This is a genomic window from Mycolicibacterium arseniciresistens, assembly GCF_030519285.1.
Lineage (GTDB): Bacteria > Actinomycetota > Actinomycetes > Mycobacteriales > Mycobacteriaceae > Mycobacterium > Mycobacterium arseniciresistens.
In genome coordinates, this window is the sequence record NZ_JAUMSQ010000048.1 from 1 (window position 1) to 17,875 (window position 17,875).

17 protein-coding genes are annotated in these 17,875 nt (G+C 69.6%); 15 read left to right on the plus strand and 2 right to left on the minus strand.

The window, feature by feature from the left end; genetic code table 11:
* From Q2100_RS09340 to Q2100_RS09350, 3 genes are all read left to right on the plus strand, one after another.
* Nucleotides 1–680: amidase family protein (locus Q2100_RS09340; protein WP_302913804.1), on the plus strand; the 680-nt coding region annotated here is incomplete at its 5' end.
* Nucleotides 677–1,384 (plus strand): cysteine hydrolase family protein, encoded by a 708-nt coding sequence (locus Q2100_RS09345; RefSeq protein WP_302913805.1) that lies wholly within the window; start codon nt 677–679, stop codon nt 1,382–1,384. The genes Q2100_RS09340 and Q2100_RS09345, both read left to right, overlap by 4 nt.
* Nucleotides 1,381–2,973, plus strand: a complete 1,593-nt coding sequence (locus tag Q2100_RS09350) for a SulP family inorganic anion transporter (protein WP_302913806.1) — start codon at nt 1,381–1,383, stop codon at nt 2,971–2,973. Before Q2100_RS09345 ends, Q2100_RS09350 begins: the two co-directional genes overlap by 4 nt.
* A 10-nt stretch (nt 2,974–2,983) precedes the next feature.
* Here Q2100_RS09350 and Q2100_RS09355 read toward each other — a convergent pair whose 3' ends face one another.
* Nucleotides 2,984–3,367, minus strand: a complete 384-nt coding sequence (locus Q2100_RS09355; protein WP_264011862.1) for a cupin domain-containing protein — start codon at nt 3,365–3,367, stop codon at nt 2,984–2,986.
* Nucleotides 3,368–3,452: 85 nt separating this feature from the next.
* Between Q2100_RS09355 and Q2100_RS09360 the strand changes: the two genes are divergently transcribed.
* Nucleotides 3,453–3,947 carry a nucleoside deaminase gene (locus tag Q2100_RS09360; RefSeq protein WP_302913807.1) on the plus strand — a complete coding sequence of 165 codons (495 nt, stop codon included), beginning with the start codon at nt 3,453–3,455 and terminating at the stop codon, nt 3,945–3,947.
* Nucleotides 3,944–5,257, plus strand: coding sequence for an alpha-amylase family protein (locus Q2100_RS09365; protein WP_302913808.1), 1,314 nt, complete (start codon nt 3,944–3,946; stop codon nt 5,255–5,257). The genes Q2100_RS09360 and Q2100_RS09365 overlap by 4 nt, the downstream gene beginning before the upstream one ends.
* Before the next feature lie 19 nt (nt 5,258–5,276).
* On the opposite strand, the gene Q2100_RS09370 is transcribed toward Q2100_RS09365, so the two are convergent.
* Nucleotides 5,277–5,702 (minus strand): DUF1810 domain-containing protein, encoded by a 426-nt coding sequence (locus Q2100_RS09370; RefSeq protein WP_302913809.1) that lies wholly within the window; start codon nt 5,700–5,702, stop codon nt 5,277–5,279.
* A gap of 94 nt (nt 5,703–5,796) precedes the next feature.
* Here Q2100_RS09370 and Q2100_RS09375 point away from each other — a divergent pair, with 94 nt between their 5' ends.
* The 10 genes from Q2100_RS09375 (at nt 5,797) to Q2100_RS09420 (ending at nt 17,825) form a co-directional block, all read left to right on the plus strand.
* Nucleotides 5,797–7,971 carry an adenylate/guanylate cyclase domain-containing protein gene (locus Q2100_RS09375; RefSeq protein WP_407667602.1) on the plus strand — a complete coding sequence of 725 codons (2,175 nt, stop codon included), beginning with the start codon at nt 5,797–5,799 and terminating at the stop codon, nt 7,969–7,971.
* On the plus strand, nt 7,968–9,368 hold the full coding sequence (locus Q2100_RS09380) for a mechanosensitive ion channel domain-containing protein (protein ID WP_302913810.1): 1,401 nt from the start codon (nt 7,968–7,970) through the stop codon (nt 9,366–9,368). Before Q2100_RS09375 ends, Q2100_RS09380 begins: the two co-directional genes overlap by 4 nt.
* A 7-nt stretch (nt 9,369–9,375) precedes the next feature.
* Nucleotides 9,376–10,635 (plus strand): alpha-hydroxy acid oxidase, encoded by a 1,260-nt coding sequence (locus Q2100_RS09385; RefSeq protein ID WP_302913811.1) that lies wholly within the window; start codon nt 9,376–9,378, stop codon nt 10,633–10,635.
* A gap of 132 nt (nt 10,636–10,767) precedes the next feature.
* Nucleotides 10,768–11,769, plus strand: coding sequence for an esterase family protein (locus Q2100_RS09390; RefSeq protein ID WP_302913812.1), 1,002 nt, complete (start codon nt 10,768–10,770; stop codon nt 11,767–11,769).
* A gap of 199 nt (nt 11,770–11,968) precedes the next feature.
* Entirely contained in the window at nt 11,969–14,290 is a 2,322-nt protein-coding gene (lon, locus tag Q2100_RS09395) for an endopeptidase La (RefSeq protein ID WP_302913813.1), read from the plus strand.
* Between the two features lie 95 nt (nt 14,291–14,385).
* Nucleotides 14,386–15,426: an LLM class flavin-dependent oxidoreductase gene (locus tag Q2100_RS09400; RefSeq protein ID WP_302913814.1), complete on the plus strand. Its 1,041-nt coding sequence runs from the start codon at nt 14,386–14,388 to the stop codon at nt 15,424–15,426.
* Between the two features lie 22 nt (nt 15,427–15,448).
* Nucleotides 15,449–15,781 carry a TfoX/Sxy family protein gene (locus Q2100_RS09405; protein ID WP_302913815.1) on the plus strand — a complete coding sequence of 111 codons (333 nt, stop codon included), beginning with the start codon at nt 15,449–15,451 and terminating at the stop codon, nt 15,779–15,781.
* 39 nt (nt 15,782–15,820) lie between these two features.
* Nucleotides 15,821–16,459: an HhH-GDP family DNA glycosylase gene (locus Q2100_RS09410; protein WP_302913816.1), complete on the plus strand. Its 639-nt coding sequence runs from the start codon at nt 15,821–15,823 to the stop codon at nt 16,457–16,459.
* Nucleotides 16,460–17,233: a DUF72 domain-containing protein gene (locus Q2100_RS09415; protein WP_302913817.1), complete on the plus strand. Its 774-nt coding sequence runs from the start codon at nt 16,460–16,462 to the stop codon at nt 17,231–17,233.
* A gap of 1 nt (nt 17,234) precedes the next feature.
* Nucleotides 17,235–17,825, plus strand: coding sequence for a hypothetical protein (locus Q2100_RS09420; protein WP_302913818.1), 591 nt, complete (start codon nt 17,235–17,237; stop codon nt 17,823–17,825).
* Nucleotides 17,826–17,875 lie beyond the last annotated feature (50 nt).

Here is a 17,875-nt window from a genome sequence, read left to right on the forward strand (position 1 = left end):
CGCGCGATCGCGGCCCGCGGTACGCAGGCGCCGAGATCCGCGTCGGCCTGCCCGGCGCCGACGAACTCGAGTTCTTCGGCGACACCGCCATGGCCGACGCGCACACGGCGTTCCGGGCTCAGCTCTCGCGCCGCCACCACGTCGTCGACGTCCCGCTCGCGCCGTTCCTGGCCGCGGGCGCCCTGCTCTACCAGGGGCCGTGGGTCGCCGAGCGACTGGTCGAATTCGGCGAATTCCTGGCCGCCACACCGGGGTCGATCCACCCGGTGGTGCGCGAGATCCTGCAGGGCGGACAGGCCTACACCGCCGTCGACGCGTTCTCGGCGCTGCAGCGGCTGCAGGAACTCAAGGCGGTGGTCAGCCGGGTGTGGGAGCAGGTCGACGTGCTGGTGGTGCCCACCATCGGAACGACGTTCACCGTGGCGGAGGTGCTCGACCGCCCCATCGACACCAACACCGTGCTCGGTCACTACACGCACTTCGGGAATCTGATCGACCTTCTCGGGGTGGCGGTCCCCCTCGGCGTCACCGCCGACGGCAGGCCGCACAGCGCGATGCTGCTCGGTGGTGCCCTCACCGACGACACCGTCCTGCAGTTCGCCGCGCAGATCCTCGACGAGCCGCGCGCCACCGTCACCTCCCACCCCACCGCCGTTGCGACCACCGAGGAGCACGTGTGAGTCAGTCTGCCGAGATCGCCGCCGCGCCCGGCCCGTTCACCGCGGTGGCCGGGAAGATCGCGCTGATCGTCATCGACATGCAGCGGGACTTCCTGCTGCCCGGCGGATTCGGCGAGAGCCTCGGAAACGACGTCGGCCGGCTGCAGCGGGTGGTCGCCCCGCTGGCCGCGCTCATCGCCGCGGCCCGCTCGGCGGGTGTCATGGTGATCCACACCCGCGAAGGACACCGGCCCGACCTGTCCGACTGCCCACCGGCCAAGCTCCACCGCGGCGCGCCGTCGAAGCGGATCGGCGACCCGGGCCGCTACGGCCGCATCCTCATCCGCGGCGAATACGGCCACGACATCGTCGACGAATTGGCGCCACTGCCCGGCGAGACCGTGATCGACAAGCCGGGCAAGGGCGCGTTCTACGCCACCGGACTCCAGGACGTGCTGACGTCGGCCGGTGTCACCCAGCTGCTGATCACCGGCGTCACCACCGAGGTGTGCGTGCACACCACCACCAGGGAGGCCAACGACCGCGGATACGAGTGCCTGGTCGTATCCGATTGCGTCGGTTCGTATTTCCCGGAGTTCCATCGGGTCGCACTGGAGATGGTCGCCGCCCAGGGCGGCATCTTCGGCTGGGTCGCCGACACCGCCGCAGTGATCCCCGCTCTCGACGCCCTGTCCACCCCCGCAGCCCAGGAGATTCGCACGTGAGCACCGACATCGAGCACACCCCTGCCGATCCGCCCGCCGAGGCGGCGCCGGCCAACCCGTGGTGGACGCGCGGCGACCTGAACGCCTTCTTCGGGCTGGGCTTCAACATCCTCGTCAACGTGCTCACGCTGACCGGCCTGATGATCGGCGTCATCGCCGTACCCGCCGCCGACGTGCTCGGCACCGTGCTGCCCGCGCTCGGCGTCGCGCTGATCCTCGGCAACCTGTACTACACGTTCCTGGCGCGGCGACTCGCCCGGCGGGAGAACCGTTCCGACGTCACCGCGCTGCCGTACGGACCGAGCGTGCCGCACATGTTCATCGTCGTCTTCGTCGTGATGCTGCCCGTCTACCTCAACACCGACGACCCGGTGCAGGCCTGGCAGGCGGGGTTGGCGTGGGCGTTCCTGATCGGCGTCATCGTGATGATCGGTGCCTTCGTCGGTCCCTACGTCCGCAGGCTGACCCCGCGCGCCGCGATGCTCGGCACCCTGGCCGGCATCTCGATCACGTTCATCTCCATGCGGCCCGCCGCCCAGATGTGGGAGGCCGCATGGATCGGCCTGCCCGTGCTGGCGATCATCCTGATCGGCTTCTTCACCGACGTCCGGCTGCCCGGCAACATCCCGGTCGGGCTGGTCGCGCTGCTGGTCGGCACCGCCATCGGGTGGGCGGGCGGCTACATGTCGGCCCCCGACGTCGGACAGGCCGTCGCCGACATCGCGATCGGCGTTCCCGACCTGCGGCTCGACCTGCTGATCAACGGCCTGACCGACCTGGCGCCGCTACTCGGCACGGCGATCCCGCTCGGTGTCTACAACTTCACCGAAGCGATGAGCAACGTGGAGAGCGCCGCCGCGGCGGGCGACGACTACAACCTGCGCAGCGTGCTGCTCGCCGACGGCGCGGGCGCGGTCGTCGGCTCGGCGTTCGGATCGCCCTTCCCGCCCGCGGTCTACATCGGGCACCCCGGATGGAAGGACGCCGGAGGCCGTGCGGGTTACTCGCTGGCCAGCGGAGTGGTGATCGGCGTGCTCTGCTTCATCGGCCTGTTCGGTGTGCTCGACGCGCTGCTGCCGGTGCCGGCGATCGTGCCGATCCTGCTCTACATCGGCCTGCTCATCGGGGCGCAGGCGTTCCAGGCGGTGCCCCGGCTGCATGCCGTTGCGGTAGTCGCAGCACTGCTGCCCAACCTCGCGCAGTGGGCCCACGGCCTGATCGACAACGCCCTCAACGCCGCAGGCACCAGTGCGAGCACGGTCGGCATGGAGGCGCTGAACGGCGCAGGCGTGGTCTACGAGGGACTCAAGACCCTCGGCGAGGGTGCGGTGCTCGTCGGCCTGATCCTCGGCACCATGGTGACGTTCATCCTGGAGAAGAAGTTCCTCTACGCGGCGGCCGCCTCGGCGGTCGGCGCCGTGCTGTCGTTCGTCGGCCTCATCCACGCTCCCCAGGTGGCATGGGCGGCCGATCCCCAGGTGGCGCTCGGCTATCTGCTCTTCGGCGCGGTCTGCGCCGCGTGCACCGTGCTGCCCGGCGCGAAAGACCCGGTGACCGTCGACGAGTCGGACGTCGTCGCGGGTCACTGATGCCGGCCGGTCAGTCGGCGACGAACGCGACCTCGGTGCTGTCGGCGAGCACGACGTACAGCCGGCGCCACGGCTCGGAGCCCTCGAGCCGCCACTTGTGGCCGGATCCGGCGGTGTCCTCGGCCAGCAGCACATCGCCGGCGCCCAGCGTGAACTCCTCGCCGTCGCGGGTGGAGAACACCAGGCTGCCCGCCAGCGTCACCACCAGTTGACGCACGGGCGCAGTGTGCCAGGCCAACGCGGCGCCGGCCGCGGTCTCCTCGACCGTGACGTGGGTGGACGGCATCACCGCCGACACCAGGTCGTCGTTGCGGCCCGGGCGCATCTCCAGCCGCCCGATCTGGAACTGCGACGCGTTGTCGTCGCCCGTCCACAACCGCACACACCGGATCATCTGGTCACCGTAATGGTGTTCGTGCAGCTCCGCGCGTCCAACCGGCCAACCGTCATCGGGGACTCGCACGCTGCGTAAACTGCGCGTGGTGATCAGTGACGACGACCTGCGCAGGTTGCACCGCTGCGTCGAACTCGCCCGGACCGCGCTCGACGCCGGTGACGAACCCTTCGGCTCACTGCTCGTCGACGAGGCAGGCGAGGTCCGCTTCGAGGACCACAACCGCGTGAAGGACGGCGACGCCACCGCCCACCCCGAATTCGCCATCGCCCGCTGGGCCGTCGACCACCTGAGCCCCGCCGAGCGGGCGCGCGCGACGGTGTACACCTCGGGCGAACACTGCCCGATGTGCGCGGCCGGCCACGCCTGGGTCGGACTGGGCCGCATCGTCTACGCGACGTCGTCGGCCCAGCTGACGGGCTGGCTCGCCGAGTGGGGCGCCCCGCCACCCCCGGTGGCCACACTGCCGATCACCGCCGTCGCGCCCGCCGTCGTCGTCGACGGGCCGGCGCCCGAACTCGCGGACACCATGCGCGCGCTTTACGAGACGAAGTTCCGCCCGGCGGGAAGTCCCGCATGAGCGGGCCGGATTGGGTGCGGCACGCCATCTGGTGGCAGGTCTATCCACTGGGATTCGTCGGCGCCCACCCGGCCGACCCTGCGCCGGGACCCGACGAGCACCGGCTGCGGCGCATCGTCGACTGGCTCGACCACGCGATCGCCCTCGGCGCCTCTGGCCTGGCGCTCGGCCCGGTGTTCGCCTCGCGCACCCACGGCTACGACACCACCGACCACTACCGCATCGACCCGCGTCTCGGCGACGACGCCGACTTCGACCACCTCGTCGCCGAAGCACATCGGCGCGGGCTGCGGGTGCTGCTCGACGGCGTGTTCAACCACGTCGGCACCGACTTCGACCGCTACCGGCGGGCCGCCGACGGCGATGCCGACGCCCGGGCCTTCTTCCGAACGCGCGGCGGCGAATTCGGCACCTTCGAGGGTCACGGCGAACTCATCGCGCTGGACCACCGCAACCCTGAGGTGGTCGGCTACACCGTCGACGTGATGCGGCACTGGCTGGCACGCGGCGCCGACGGCTGGCGGCTCGACGCCGCCTACGCGATGCCCGACGATTTCTGGGCGCAGGTGCTGCCCGCGGTCCGGGAGTCGTTCCCCGAGGCCTGGTTCGTCGGTGAGGTGATCCACGGCGACTACGCCGCCCACGTGTCCGGCGCGGGGTTCGACTCGGTGACGCAGTACGAGCTCTGGAAGGCCGTGTGGAGCAGTCTCAACGACGGGAACTTCCACGAGCTGGACTGGGCGATGCAGCGCCACAACGACTTCCTGGCGTCGTTCGTCCCGCTCACGTTCGTCGGCAACCACGACGTCACGCGCATCGCCAGCAAGCTGGACGACCCGCGCCACGTCGAGCACGCGCTGGTGTTGCTGTTCACCACCGGCGGCACCCCCAGTGTCTACGCCGGCGACGAGCTGGCCTACCGGGGAGTCAAGGAGGAACGGTTCGGGGGCGACGACGCGATCCGGCCCGAATTCGGTGCTCCGCCGGCGCTGTCCGACGACGCCGCGGGCGACTCGTACCGGCTGCACCAGCATCTGATCGGCCTGCGCCGGCGCCACCCGTGGCTGCACGAGGCGACGACCTCCGCGCTGGCGCTGACCAACACCCACTACGTCTACCAGAGCGCGCGCGACGGGGAGCGGTTGCTCGTGGCGCTCAACGTCGACCCGGCCCAGCCGCTTCGGGTGTCGTTGCCCGAGCTCGGATTCGGACGCGGCCGGGTGGTCGCCGGTTCCGGCGCCCCGCCGCAGGACGACATCGAGCACACCGAGGTCGCCCCGCACGGGTGGGTGGTCATCGCACCGGCCTGATCTGTGGGCCGGGACGCGCTCAGGCCAACAGCTCGACGGTCGCCGGGTCCTCGCCGTCGTAGAACTTCTCAAGCACGGCGGCGAAGTCGGCGTCGTCGGCGGCGGCGCGGGCGAACAGCGTCATCGACGACCGCACCTTGAGCACGTCGGGGAAGCCGAAGACGTCCTCGGCCGACCGTCCCTCGAGGCGCTGCACCAGGCGCGTGCACTCCCGCAGCCGCGGGCCGAGCACCGGGTGCTCGAGGTAGGCCCTCGCCTCGGCGAGCGATGCGATACCGAACCGGTCGGCGGTGGCACTGCGGCCCAGTCCGCGCAGCTGCGGGAACACGAACCAGATCCAGTGCGTGCGCTTGCGGCCCGCCCGCAGTTCGGCCAGCACCGTGTCGTAGACGGGCTCCTGCGCGGTCACGAAGCGCTGCAGATCGAAGGGGTCGTCGGTGGTCATGTCAGCCACGGTGACACATGTACGCCGCCGGACCGGCGACAATTTGCCCACAGCCCCGCATCCGACGCCCGGGCCAGCTAGCCTTCTAGTCCCGATGACCTCTACCGCGGAGCCGGACTCCTCTCACCCCACCGTGCCGGCCCCCGCCCGGCGAAGCCTGCGGCGCCGCGTCCTGTCGCGCATCAGCATCCAGTCGAAACTGCTGGTGATGCTGCTGTTGACCAGTGTCCTGTCGGTGGCGGTGATCGGGTTCATCGGCTACCAGTCGGGACGCTCGTCGCTGCGGGAGTCGGTGTTCGACCGGCTCACCGAGATCCGCGGCTCCCAGTCGCGTCAACTCGAGTCGAAGTACACCGACCTGAAGAACTCGCTGGTGATCTACACCCGCGGCGCCACCGCGACCCAGGCCGTCGAGGCGTTCACTGCCGGATTCGACCAACTCAGGGACGCGACGATCAGTCCGCCGCAGTCGCAGTCGGTGGTCGACTACTACAACAACCGCTTCGCCGTCGCGAAGCGCGAGCAGACCGGCGACGAACTCGACGCGCGAGCGATCCTGCCGACGTCGGCTGCCCAGCGATATCTGCAGGCCTACTACACCGCCCCGTTCGACGACTTCGACAAGGCGATCCAGTTCGAGGATGCCGGCGACGGCAGCGCGTGGTCGGCCGCCAACGCGCGGTACAACGACTTCTTCCGGGAGATCGTCACCCGTTTCGGGTTCGAGGACGCGCTGCTGCTCGACACCCGCGGCAACGTGGTCTACACCGCGTACAAGGGCGTCGATCTCGGCACCAACATCCTGACCGGGCCCTACCGGGAGGGGCAACTCCGCGACGCTTACCAGAAGGCGATGGCGTCCAACGCCGTCGACTACGTCGGCGTCACCGACTTCAGCAACTACCTGCCCGCCGACGAGCCCACGGCATGGATGCTCTCGCCGGTCAGCGCCGGCGGCCAGGTGGGGGGCGTGATGGCCCTCCAGTTCCCGATCTCGAAGATCAACCGGCTGATGACCGCCGACCGGGAGTGGGAGGCCGCAGGCATGGGTACCACAGGCGAGACGTTCCTGGTCGGGCCCGACGACCTGATGCGGTCGGACTCCCGCACATTCATCGAGAATCCGGAGCAGTTCCGCGCCGACGTCATCGACGCAGGCACGCCGCCCGAGATCGCCGAGGATTCGCTGCGCCAGCACGGCACCACGCTGGTGCAACCCGTCGCCAGCGACGCGACCCGTGAGGCCCAGCGCGGTCAGACCGGCACGGTCATCGAGGACGACTACCTCGGTCACAAGTCGCTACAGGCCTACGCGCCGGTGAATCTGGAGGGGCTGAACTGGTCCATCATCGCCAAGATCGACACCTCCGAGGCGTTCGCGCCGGTGTCGGCGTTCACCCGCACCCTCGTGCTGAGCACCGCCGTCATCATCTTCGTGGTGTGCCTGGCCGCGATGCTGCTGGCCCGGTTGTTCGTGCGGCCCATCCGCCGCCTGGAAGCCGGTGCGCAGCAGATCAGTTCGGGTGACTACCACGTGACGCTGCCGGTGCACACCCGTGATGAGTTCGGCGACCTGACGGTCGCCTTCAACGACATGAGCCGCAATCTGGCGATCAAGGAGGAACTGCTCGCCGAGCAGCGAAGGGAGAACGACCGGCTGCTGCTGTCGCTGATGCCCGAACCCGTCGTCCAGCGCTACCGCGAGGGTGAGGAGACCATCGCCCAGGACCACCAGGACGTGACGGTGATCTTCGCCGACATCGTGGGCCTGGAGGAACTGTCGTCGGACCTGAACTCCGACGAGCTGCTGGTGATCGTGAACAAGCTGACCCGCCAATTCGACGCCGCGGCGGAGAATCTCGGTGTCGAGCAGGTGCGCACGCTGCACAACGGCTACCTCGCCAGCTGCGGTCTTTCGGTGCCGCGGCTCGACAACGTCCGGCGCACCGTCGACTTCGCCGTCGAGATGCAACGCACCGTCGACCGGTTCAACACCGAGACCGGCCACGACCTCGAGCTGCGCGCCGGCATCGACACCGGCACCGTCAGCAGCGGACTGGTCGGGCGGGCCACCCTCGCCTACGACATGTGGGGGTCGGCGGTCGATCTGGCCTACCGGGTGCAGAGCGGGTCACCCAAGGCAGGCATCTACGTCACCTCCGCGGTCTACGACGCGATGCGTGACAGCCGGACCTTCAGCTCGGCGGGCGTGATCGCCGTCGACGGCGAGGAACAGCCGGTCTGGCGGCTGACGGAGCGGCAACCGTGACCAGCATCCTGGCCGAGCCGTGGTTCTACTGGGCGCTGGGCATCGCGATCGGTTTCCCGGTCGCCCTGGTGCTGCTCACCGAGATCCACAACGCGCTGCGCCGCCGCAACAGCTTCCTCGCCGGACCCGTGCACGTGCTGCGCAACTACATCCTGCCGCTCGGTGCCCTGCTGATCCTGTTGGTCGGCGCCATGCAAATCTCCGGCGAGACCACCCCGGTGCGCATCGTGGCGACGGTGTTCGGCGTCGTGGTGCTGGTGCTCCTGCTGTCCGGATTGAGCGCCACTCTGTTCCAGGGCGCGCCGGAAGGCACCTGGCGCAAACGGGTTCCGTCGATCTTCCTCGACGTGGCGCGCTTCGCGCTGATCGCGATCGGCGCCGGCCTCATCCTGGCCTACATCTGGGGCGCCAACGTGGGTGGGCTGTTCACCGCGCTGGGTGTCTCGTCCATCGTGCTCGGGCTGGCGCTGCAGAACTCGGTCGGCCAGATCATCTCGGGGCTGCTGGTGCTGTTCGAGCAGCCGTTCCAGCTCGGCGACTGGATCCAGACGCCATCGGCCAAGGGCCGCGTGATCGAGGTGAATTGGCGCGCCACGCACATCGACACCGGCGGCGGCACCCAGATCATCCCGAACTCGGTGCTCGCCGCGGCGTCGTTCACGAATTTCAGCAGACCGCCGGGGGCCCACTCGCTGTCGGTCATCACCGTCTTCTCCGTTGACGACCCGCCCGACGACGTGTGCGGCATGCTCAACCGGGTTGCGGTGGCGCTGCCGCAACTGCGACCGGGCGCCACCCCGAAGAGCGTGCGGTCGGGCAGCCTGCAGTACACCACCGACATCCCGCTGCGTTCTCCCGCCGACGACTTCGCCGCCAGATCGCGTTTCCTGAGCTGGGTCTGGTACGCGGCGCGGCGCGAGGGCCTGCACCTCGACGAGGCCGAGGACGAGTTCGGCACACCGGACCGGATGCAGCGCTCGGTGCGGATCATCGCGCCGACCCTGCGGCTGAATCAGTCCGATCAGGAGGACCTGCTCGCCCATGCCCGGCTGATCCGTTTCGGCACCGATGAGTACCTCCAGGTCGCGGGCCAGGTGCCCAAGCGGATGACGTTCATCGTCAACGGCAGGGTCAAGCTGGTGGCCACCGACGACGACGGCGGCGCGATCCCCATCCGTACCCTGGAGGCAGGCGAGTTCCTCGGGCAGACCACGCTCACCCGCGAGCCCGTGACCGCCGCCGCGTACGCACTCGAGGAGGTGACCGTGCTGCAGGTCGACCGCGAGCACATCGAAGAGCTGGTGGCACGAAAGCCGATGCTGCTGCAGGAGATCGGCCGCGCGATCGAGGAGCGGCGGGCAAGCCTGCGGCGCGCGCTGGCCGCCGCGGAGAAGTAGGCCTGCGGTGAAGCGGCACATCCCCAGGCCGGCCGAGCTCGCCCCGCTGATCGGGTTTCGCAAGCCGCAGCTCGACGCGACGAAGCGACGCCTCGACCGCGCGCTGACGATCGACGACCTGCGGCGGATCGCCAAGCGCCGCACGCCCCGCGCCGCTTTCGACTACACCGACGGCGCGGCGGAGGAGGAGCTGTCGCTGGCCCGCGCGCGGCAGGCCTTCCGCGACGTCGAGTTCCACCCGACGATCCTGCGCAACGTCGAGACCATCGACACCTCCGCCGACATCATGGGTGCGTCGTCGGCGCTGCCGTTCGGCATCGCGCCGACGGGTTTCACCCGGCTGATGCACACCGAGGGCGAGGTGGCCGGGGCCCACGTCGCCGCGCGCGCAGGCATCCCGTTCTCCCTCTCGACGCTGGGCACCAGCTCGATCGAGGACGTCAAGGCCGCGAACCCGAACGGCCGCAACTGGTTCCAGCTGTACATGTGGAAGGACCGGGAACGGTCGATGGCCCTGGTGGAGCGGGCCGCCGCGGCCGGCTTCGACACCCTGCTGGTGACGGTGGACGTGCCGGTGGCCGGCGCGCGGCTGCGTGACACCCGCAACGGCATGTCCATTCCGCCGACGCTCACGCTGCGCACCGTGCTCGACGCGATTCCGCGGCCGCGCTGGTGGTTCGACCTGCTGACCACCGAGCCGCTGTCGTTCGCGTCGCTGGATCGCTGGCCGGGGACGGTGGCGGAGTACCTCGACTCGATGTTCGACCCGACCGTCACGTTCGACGATCTCGCATGGATCAAGCAGCAGTGGCCGAACAGGTTGGTGGTCAAGGGAATTCAGACGCTCGAGGACGCCAGGGCGGTCGTCGAGCTCGGTGTCGACGGCGTGTTGCTGTCGAATCACGGCGGGCGTCAGCTCGATCGGGCGCCGGTTCCGTTCCATCTGCTGCCGGTGGTGGCGCGTGAACTCGGGGCGGATGCGGAGATCCTGGTGGACACGGGCATCATGTCCGGCGCCGACATCGTCGCGGCGTTCGCGCTCGGCGCCCGGTTCACCCTCGTCGGCCGGGCGTATCTGTACGGCCTGATGGCCGGCGGTGAGGCGGGAGTGCAGCGTGCCGTCGACATCCTCGCCGACCAGGTGAGCCGCACGATGCGGCTGCTCGGCGTGACGTCGATGCAGGAGCTCACGCCCCGGCACGTCACCCAGCTGCGCCGCATGCGGCCCGTTCCGATCGGCGGCGAAGGTCTCGAGTCCGAGGCGTAATCGTTAGCCAACCGCGACAACGCATGCGGGTGTTGGTACCAGTGTGACTGGTGAGGCCCGTGTTTCACTTTTCGAGCACAGCAACGGCAATTGCTTGTGGCATGCAAAACGAAAGGTGGGTTGGTTGCCGTTATGAAGTTCGTCAGAAGGTTTCGCGGTACAGCAATGTGGATGCGCAGGCTGGCGGTGGTTGCCGCGTCAGCGGCCATGCTGCCGGGCCTGATCGGCTTCGCAGGTGGATCGGCGACCGCAGGCGCGTTCTCCCGGCCGGGTCTCCCGGTCGAGTACCTGGACGTGTTCTCCCCGTCGATGAACCGCAACATCAAGGTCCAGTTCCAAGGCGGTGGTCCGCACGCGGTGTACCTGCTCGACGGCCTGCGCGCGCAGGACGATTTCAACGGCTGGGACATCAACACCCCGGCGTTCGAGTGGTACCACCAGTCCGGCCTGTCGGTGGTGATGCCCGTGGGCGGCCAGTCCAGCTTCTACACCGACTGGTACCAGCCGTCGCGGGGCAACGGGCAGGACTACACCTACAAGTGGGAGACGTTCCTGACCCAGGAACTGCCGGCCTACCTGCAGGCCAACAAGGGCGTCGATCCCAACGGCAACGCCGTGGTGGGTCTGTCGATGGCGGGCAGCACCGCGCTGACCTACTCCATCTACCACCCGCAGAAGTTCATCTACGCCGGCGCACTGTCGGGTTTCCTCAACCCGTCCGAGGGCTGGTGGCCGATGCTGATCGGTCTGGCGATGAACGACGCCGGCGGCTACAACGCCGAGAGCATGTGGGGGCCGTCCAGCGATCCGGCGTGGCGGCGCAACGACCCGATGATCAACATCAATCAACTGGTCGCCAACAACACCCGCATCTGGATCTACTGCGGCACCGGCACCCCGTCGGACTTGGACACCGGGGCCAACGGCGGGAACCTGATGGCCGCGCAGTTCCTCGAGGGGTTCACGCTGCGCACCAACGTCACGTTCCGTGACAACTACATCGCGGCGGGTGGGCAGAACGGTGTGTTCAACTTCCCGTCGAACGGCACGCACAGCTGGGGCTACTGGGGTCAGCAGCTCCAGCAGATGAAGCCCGACATCCAGCGGGTGCTCGGCGCCCAGGGTGCCGTCTAGATCCACCCCGTACACCAGGGAGCCTGCCGTCACCCCCGCGGCAGGCTCCCTGTCTGTGTGCGTCCCGGCGTTGACTCTGCGTTGAGGGCGGCTGCCACTCGCAGTTCGGCGCCGTACGCGCAGAGTGAACGGGATCGGTGCGGGGAACAAAGCGACCGCCGACAGGGTTGAGCGCATCAGGTTCAACTTTGGAGGATGGATGTCTGAAGCAATCGCAGTGCCCGTGTTGTTCGTCAGCGAACCGGTCGTCCTGCCCGGAATGGTGGTGCCCGTCGAGCTCGACGACGCGGCGCGCGCGGCCGTCGACGCGGCACAGGCCAGCGAGAGCGGCAAGCTGCTGATCGCACCGCGCCTGGAGGACCGCTACCCCACCTACGGGGTGATCGCCTCGATCGTGCAGGTCGGCCGCGTCCCCGGGGGCGGCGCCGCGGCGGTGGTGCGCGGTGAGCGGCGCGCCCACATCGGTTCCGGCACCACCGGGCCGGGTGCCGCGCTGTGGGTGACGGTGCAGGAGGCGCCGGAGCCCGAGAGCTCCGAGGAGACCAGGGCGCTGGCCGCGGAGTACAAGAAGCTGCTGCTGGCGATGCTGCAGCGCCGCGAGGCGTGGCAGATCGTCGACGTGGTCAACAAGATCACCGACCCGTCTGCGCTCGCCGACACCGCCGGCTACGCGTCCTACCTGTCCGACGTCCAGCGCCGTGAGCTGCTGGAGACCGAGGACGTCGCGCGTCGCCTCCGGCTGCTGATCGACTGGACCGGGGAGCACCTGGCCGAGGTCGAGGTCAACGACAAGATCGCCGAGGACGTCAGGTCCGGGATGGACAAGCAGCAGAAGGAGTTCCTGCTGCGCCAGCAGCTCAACGCGATCCGCAAGGAACTCGGCGAGGGCGAACCCGAGGGCTCCGATGACTACCGGGCCCGCGTCGAGGCCGCCGACCTGCCCGAAAAGGTGCGGGAGGCGGCGCTGCGCGAGGTCGGCAAGCTGGAACGGTCCAGCGACCAGAGCCCCGAGGGCGGCTGGATCCGGACCTGGCTGGACACCGTGCTGGACCTGCCGTGGAACGTCAGCACCGAGGACTCCACCGACCTGAAGTCGGCCCGGGAGATCCTGGACGCCGACCACCACGGGCTGGACGACGTCAAGGACCGCATCGTCGAGTACCTCGCGGTGCGGGCGCGCCGGGCACAGCGCAACATGTCGGTCGTCGGCGGCCGCGGCTCCGGTGCGGTGATGGTGCTGGCCGGCCCTCCCGGGGTCGGCAAGACCTCGCTGGGTGAATCCGTGGCACGGGCGTTGGGCCGCAAGTTCGTGCGCGTCGCACTGGGCGGCGTGCGCGACGAGGCCGAGATCCGCGGCCACCGGCGCACCTACGTCGGCGCGCTGCCCGGCCGTATCGTGCGGGCGATCGGCGAGGCGGGTTCGATGAACCCCGTCGTGCTGCTCGACGAGATCGACAAGGTCGGCTCCGACTACCGCGGCGATCCCTCGTCGGCGCTGCTCGAGGTGCTGGACCCGGCGCAGAACCACACGTTCCGCGACCACTACCTGGACCTCGATCTCGACCTGTCCGACGTCGTGTTCCTGGCGACGGCCAACGTCATCGAGAACATCCCGTCGGCGCTGCTGGACCGGATGGAACTCGTGCAGATCGACGGCTACACCGAGGACGACAAGGTCGCGATCGCCCGGGACTACCTGCTGCCCCGGCAGGCCGAACGGGCCGCGCTGACGGCCGAGGAGGTCAGCGTCACCGACGCCGCGCTGCGCAAGATCGCCGCCGACTACACCCGCGAGCCCGGGGTTCGGCAGTTCGAGCGGCTGCTGGCGAAGGCGCTGCGGAAGGTGACGACCAAGCTCGACTCCGCCCCGGCGCCGATCGTCGTCGACGAACCGGATCTGGTGGAGTACCTGGGCCGTCCGCGGTTCACCCCGGAGTCTGCAGAACGCACGGCGGTGCCGGGCGTGGCGACCGGGCTGGCCGTCACGGGTCTCGGCGGCGACGTGCTCTTCATCGAGGCCGGCGCCACGGACGGTGAACCCGGACTTCAGCTGACCGGTCAGCTCGGCGACGTGATGAAGGAGTCCGCGCAGATCGCGCTGTCCTACGTGCGGGCACACGCCGAGCAGTTGGGCGTCGACCCGAAGGCGCTGGACCGCAAGATCCACGTGCACGTCCCGGCGGGTGCCGTCCCCAAGGACGGACCGTCGGCGGGTGTGACGATGGTGACCGCGCTGGTGTCGATGGCCACCGGCCGTCAGGTGCGCGCCGACGTCGGCATGACCGGTGAGGTCACACTCAACGGCCGGGTGCTGCCGATCGGCGGCGTCAAGCAGAAGCTGCTGGCCGCCCAGCGCGCCGGGCTGTCGACGGTGTTCATCCCGCAGCGCAACGAGCCCGACCTGGACGACGTTCCGGCTGAAGTCCTGGCGGTGCTCGAGGTGAAGCCGATGACCGATGTGGCCGAGATCGTGGCGCAGGCGCTGGAGCCGGCGGCCGAGACGGCGACCGTCGCGGCCTGACAACCGAATACCGCGAGCAGACGCAAATGCTCCCCAATGACCGGCGTGTCGGGGACATTTGCGTCTGCTCGCGCAGAGAGGGGTGAAGGAGCCACATGCCACGACGCGGAGAGCCGTTGCGCAAGCTCGGCTTCCTGACCATCGGCCGTTTCGACGCCGCCGACCCGCGACCCGGCATCGAGGAGACCCTCGAGGTGATCGAGCGGGCCGAGGCGCTCGGCTTCGACAGCGTGTGGCTGCGCTGCAGGCACCTTCAGCCCGGGATCTCCTCACCCGTGGCGATCATGGCGGCCGCCACCCAGCGCACCCGCCGCATCGAGCTCGGCACGGCGGTGATCCCGCTCGGGCTGGAGAACCCGTTCCGGCTCGCCGAGGACCTCGCCACCGTCGACCTGCTGTCGGGTGGCCGCATCAATCCGGGCGTCTCGGTCGGCACCCCGATGCAGTACGACCACTACAAGACCGCGCTGTACCCGGAATCGCATGACTTGCAGGACTTCTCGAAGGAGCGCGTGCTACGGCTGCTGCGGGCGCTGCGCGGCGAACCGGTCAGCGACTTCGCAGGCACCGTCGGCATCGAACAGTTCACCGACCACATCCAGCCGCACTCCCCCGGCCTGGCCGACCGCGTCTGGTACGGCGGCGGGCTGTCCTCGGCGATCTGGGCGGCCGAACAGGGCATCAACTACCTCACCAGCTCGGTGGTGAGCACGCAGGACATCTCCGGGGGCACGTCCTGCGTCGACTTCGCCACCATCCAGGGCCAGCAGATCGACGCGTACCGGGCGCATCACCCTCATCCCGAACGGGCAAGGGTGTCACAGGGTCTGGTGGTGATCCCCACCGACTCCGCCACCGACGAGCAGGTGCGGCGCTACCGGGAGTACGCCGCGGGCCGCCTCGAACGGACCAGAGCTCCGCAGGGGCCGCGCGGCATGCTGTTCTCCCCCGACCTCGTCGGCACCTCCGACGAACTCGCCGACCGCCTGTTCGCGCACGCCGGGTTCCAGCGCGCCGACGAGGTGGCGTTCGCGCTGCCCTTCACCTTCCGGCCCGACGACTACACCCAGATCATCCGCGACCTCGCCGAGCACCTCGGGCCCCGGCTCGGATGGTCACCCGCCGACTCACGATGACGAATCGCGTTACCGTCACGGCGTGGCCTACGACACCGAACTGGCCGACCGCATCCGGGAACTGCTCGCCGCCGAGCCGGGCGTCGACGAGAAGGGGATGTTCGGCGGCCTGGCATTCCTGATCAACGGCAACATGGCCGTCGCGGCCAGCGGCAGAGGCGGCCTGATGGTGCGCGTCCCGCCGGAGGAGACCGACCGGCTGCTGCAGCGTGACCATGTTGCACCGATGGTGATGGCAGGCCGCGAGACCCGCGGCTGGCTTCGGGTCGGGGACGACGGCATCAAGACCATGCGCCAGCTCCAGTCGTGGGTGCGCCGCGGCGCGGGCTACGCCGCGAGCCTGCCACCCAAGTGAGGACGTTTCCCGACACGGCCGACGGGTAAGCCGATCCTGATGGGAGCGAAGCCAGATCAGCTGGTCCACCGACTGCTGGACCGCGCGGGCACCACGTACGCCGAAGAGGCCGGTGTCCACCTCAAGGACACGCCGATGCCGCTGTTCCAGCTGCTGACACTGTGCATGCTGGCCAGCAAGCCGATCGACGCCACCATCGCGATGCGGGCGGGACACGAACTGTTCGCCGCGGGCATCCGCACGCCCGACACGGTGCTGGAGGCCAAGCGGCAGAAGATGATCGACGCATTCGCCCACGCGGGATATGCCCGCTACGACGAGAGCTCGGCCACCCGGCTCACCGACATGGCGACCGCGGTGCGCGACGGCTACTCCGGTGACCTGCGCAACCTCGCCGAATCGGCCGGCCACGACGTGGCAGCGGCGAAGAAGCTGCTGATGGAGTTCAAGGGCATCGGCGACACCGGCGCCGACATCTTCCTGCGCGAAGTGCAGGACACCTGGACCTGGGTGCGGCCCCACTTCGACGAGCGGGCCCGCGGCGCCGCAAAGGAACTCGGGCTGCCCACCGACGCCGCGCGGCTCGGCGAGCTCGCATCCGGCCGCAACGCCGCGCTGGCGGCCGCACTGGTGCGGGTGTCCCTCGACGACGCGCTGCGCGACGAGATCGCCGGTTAGATGATCCGGATCGGCACCTCGGGCTGGTCCTACGACCACTGGGCCGGCGTGCTGTACCCGCCGAAGCTGCCGGTGGCCAAGCGGCTCGCGCACTACGTCGCCGAATTCGACACCGTCGAATTGAACGCCAGCTTCTACCGGTGGCCGCGCGACGCCACGTTCGAGGGCTGGCGGCAACGGCTGCCCGACGGATTCACGATGACCGTCAAGGCCCACCGCGGGCTCACCCACTACCGCAGGCTTGCCTCCCCGGAGCCGTGGGTCGAGCGGTTCGAGCGCTGCTGGACCGCGCTGGGTGACAAGAGCGAGGCGCTGCTGGTCCAGCTGCACCCCGGCCTCGCGCGTGACGACGACCGGCTCGGCCAATTCCTGACGCTGATGCCCGACCGCATCCCGGTCGCGATGGAGCTTCGCCACCCGTCCTGGAACGACGACGCGGTGTTCGCGCTGCTGGAACGCCACCGCGCCGCCTACGTCGTGATGAGCGGGCCCGGCATGCCGTGTGTGCCTAAGGCGACGAGTGACCGGGTGTACGTGCGGCTGCACGGCCCCGACGACGGCCCGCTCTATGCGGCGTCCTACTCGGACGAAGCGCTGCGGCAGTGGGCGGACCGAATCGCCGGGTGGGCGGGCGAGGGCAGGCGGGTGGTCGTCTACTTCAACAATGATCTCGGCGGCCACGCCGTCCGCAACGCCCGCAGGCTGCGGGAGCTGCTGCGCGAACAGCACCCCGACGTGCCGCCGGAATCGGCTTCCGGCACGCTGGGGCACTGACATGCGTGCCACAACTCTGATCGCGACGGTCCTCGCGGCGCTCGCCATGGCGGGCTGCACGGCCGACACCGTCGTCACCACGGAAGAAATCGCTGCGAGCTCGACAGCGGCGCCACCACCGCCGGCCGGGCCGCCGCCCAGCAACGCACACCTGGTCAACGCCTTCTACTTCGGGGCGCCGGTGGACGGCCGCACCCGGTACTTCTTCACCACCCCGTCGGGGCGCTGGCAGTGCGCCATCGTGGCGCGGGAGAGGGCCGGCTGCCAGGCCGCTTCGGGGTCGCTGAGCATCACCGGCGCACCCGAGACGGTGCCCGACGCCACCGGCGAGCCGGCCGCGCCCACGGCCGTCGTGGTCGAACGCGACGGCGACGCCCGATTCGTCGCGCAGGAACAGCCCGAGTTCGGGCTGGACCCGGGCCCGGCGAACGTGCTGCCCTTCAACCGGATCCTCGCCGTCGGCGGTTTCCGGTGCAACGTGCAGGAGGCCGTCGGGATCTCGTGCCTCTCCGAGCGCAGCGGGCGCGGATTCAGCTTCTCCGACGAGGGTTTCGCGCCGCAGTACACCGACGTGCCCGCGGGTGCGCCGTAGCCTCCACTTCGCCATCGCGCCGCGGGTGTGACAAGAATGAAGACGACACC

Excerpts from the sequence above, each read along its gene's own strand:
- Q2100_RS09415 (WP_302913817.1), top strand. The coding sequence starts at position 16,460 with ATGATCCGGATCGGCACCTCGGGCTGGTCCTACGACCACTGGGCCGGC.
- Q2100_RS09365 (WP_302913808.1), top strand. The coding sequence starts at position 3,944 with ATGAGCGGGCCGGATTGGGTGCGGCACGCCATCTGGTGGCAGGTCTAT.
- Q2100_RS09375 (WP_407667602.1), top strand. The coding sequence starts at position 5,797 with ATGACCTCTACCGCGGAGCCGGACTCCTCTCACCCCACCGTGCCGGCC.
- lon (WP_302913813.1), top strand. The coding sequence starts at position 11,969 with ATGTCTGAAGCAATCGCAGTGCCCGTGTTGTTCGTCAGCGAACCGGTC.
- Q2100_RS09410 (WP_302913816.1), top strand. The coding sequence starts at position 15,821 with ATGGGAGCGAAGCCAGATCAGCTGGTCCACCGACTGCTGGACCGCGCG.
- Q2100_RS09355 (WP_264011862.1), bottom strand. The coding sequence starts at position 3,367 with ATGATCCGGTGTGTGCGGTTGTGGACGGGCGACGACAACGCGTCGCAG.
- Q2100_RS09390 (WP_302913812.1), top strand. The coding sequence starts at position 10,768 with ATGAAGTTCGTCAGAAGGTTTCGCGGTACAGCAATGTGGATGCGCAGG.
- Q2100_RS09370 (WP_302913809.1), bottom strand. The coding sequence starts at position 5,702 with ATGACCACCGACGACCCCTTCGATCTGCAGCGCTTCGTGACCGCGCAG.
- Q2100_RS09400 (WP_302913814.1), top strand. The coding sequence starts at position 14,386 with ATGCCACGACGCGGAGAGCCGTTGCGCAAGCTCGGCTTCCTGACCATC.
- Q2100_RS09420 (WP_302913818.1), top strand. The coding sequence starts at position 17,235 with ATGCGTGCCACAACTCTGATCGCGACGGTCCTCGCGGCGCTCGCCATG.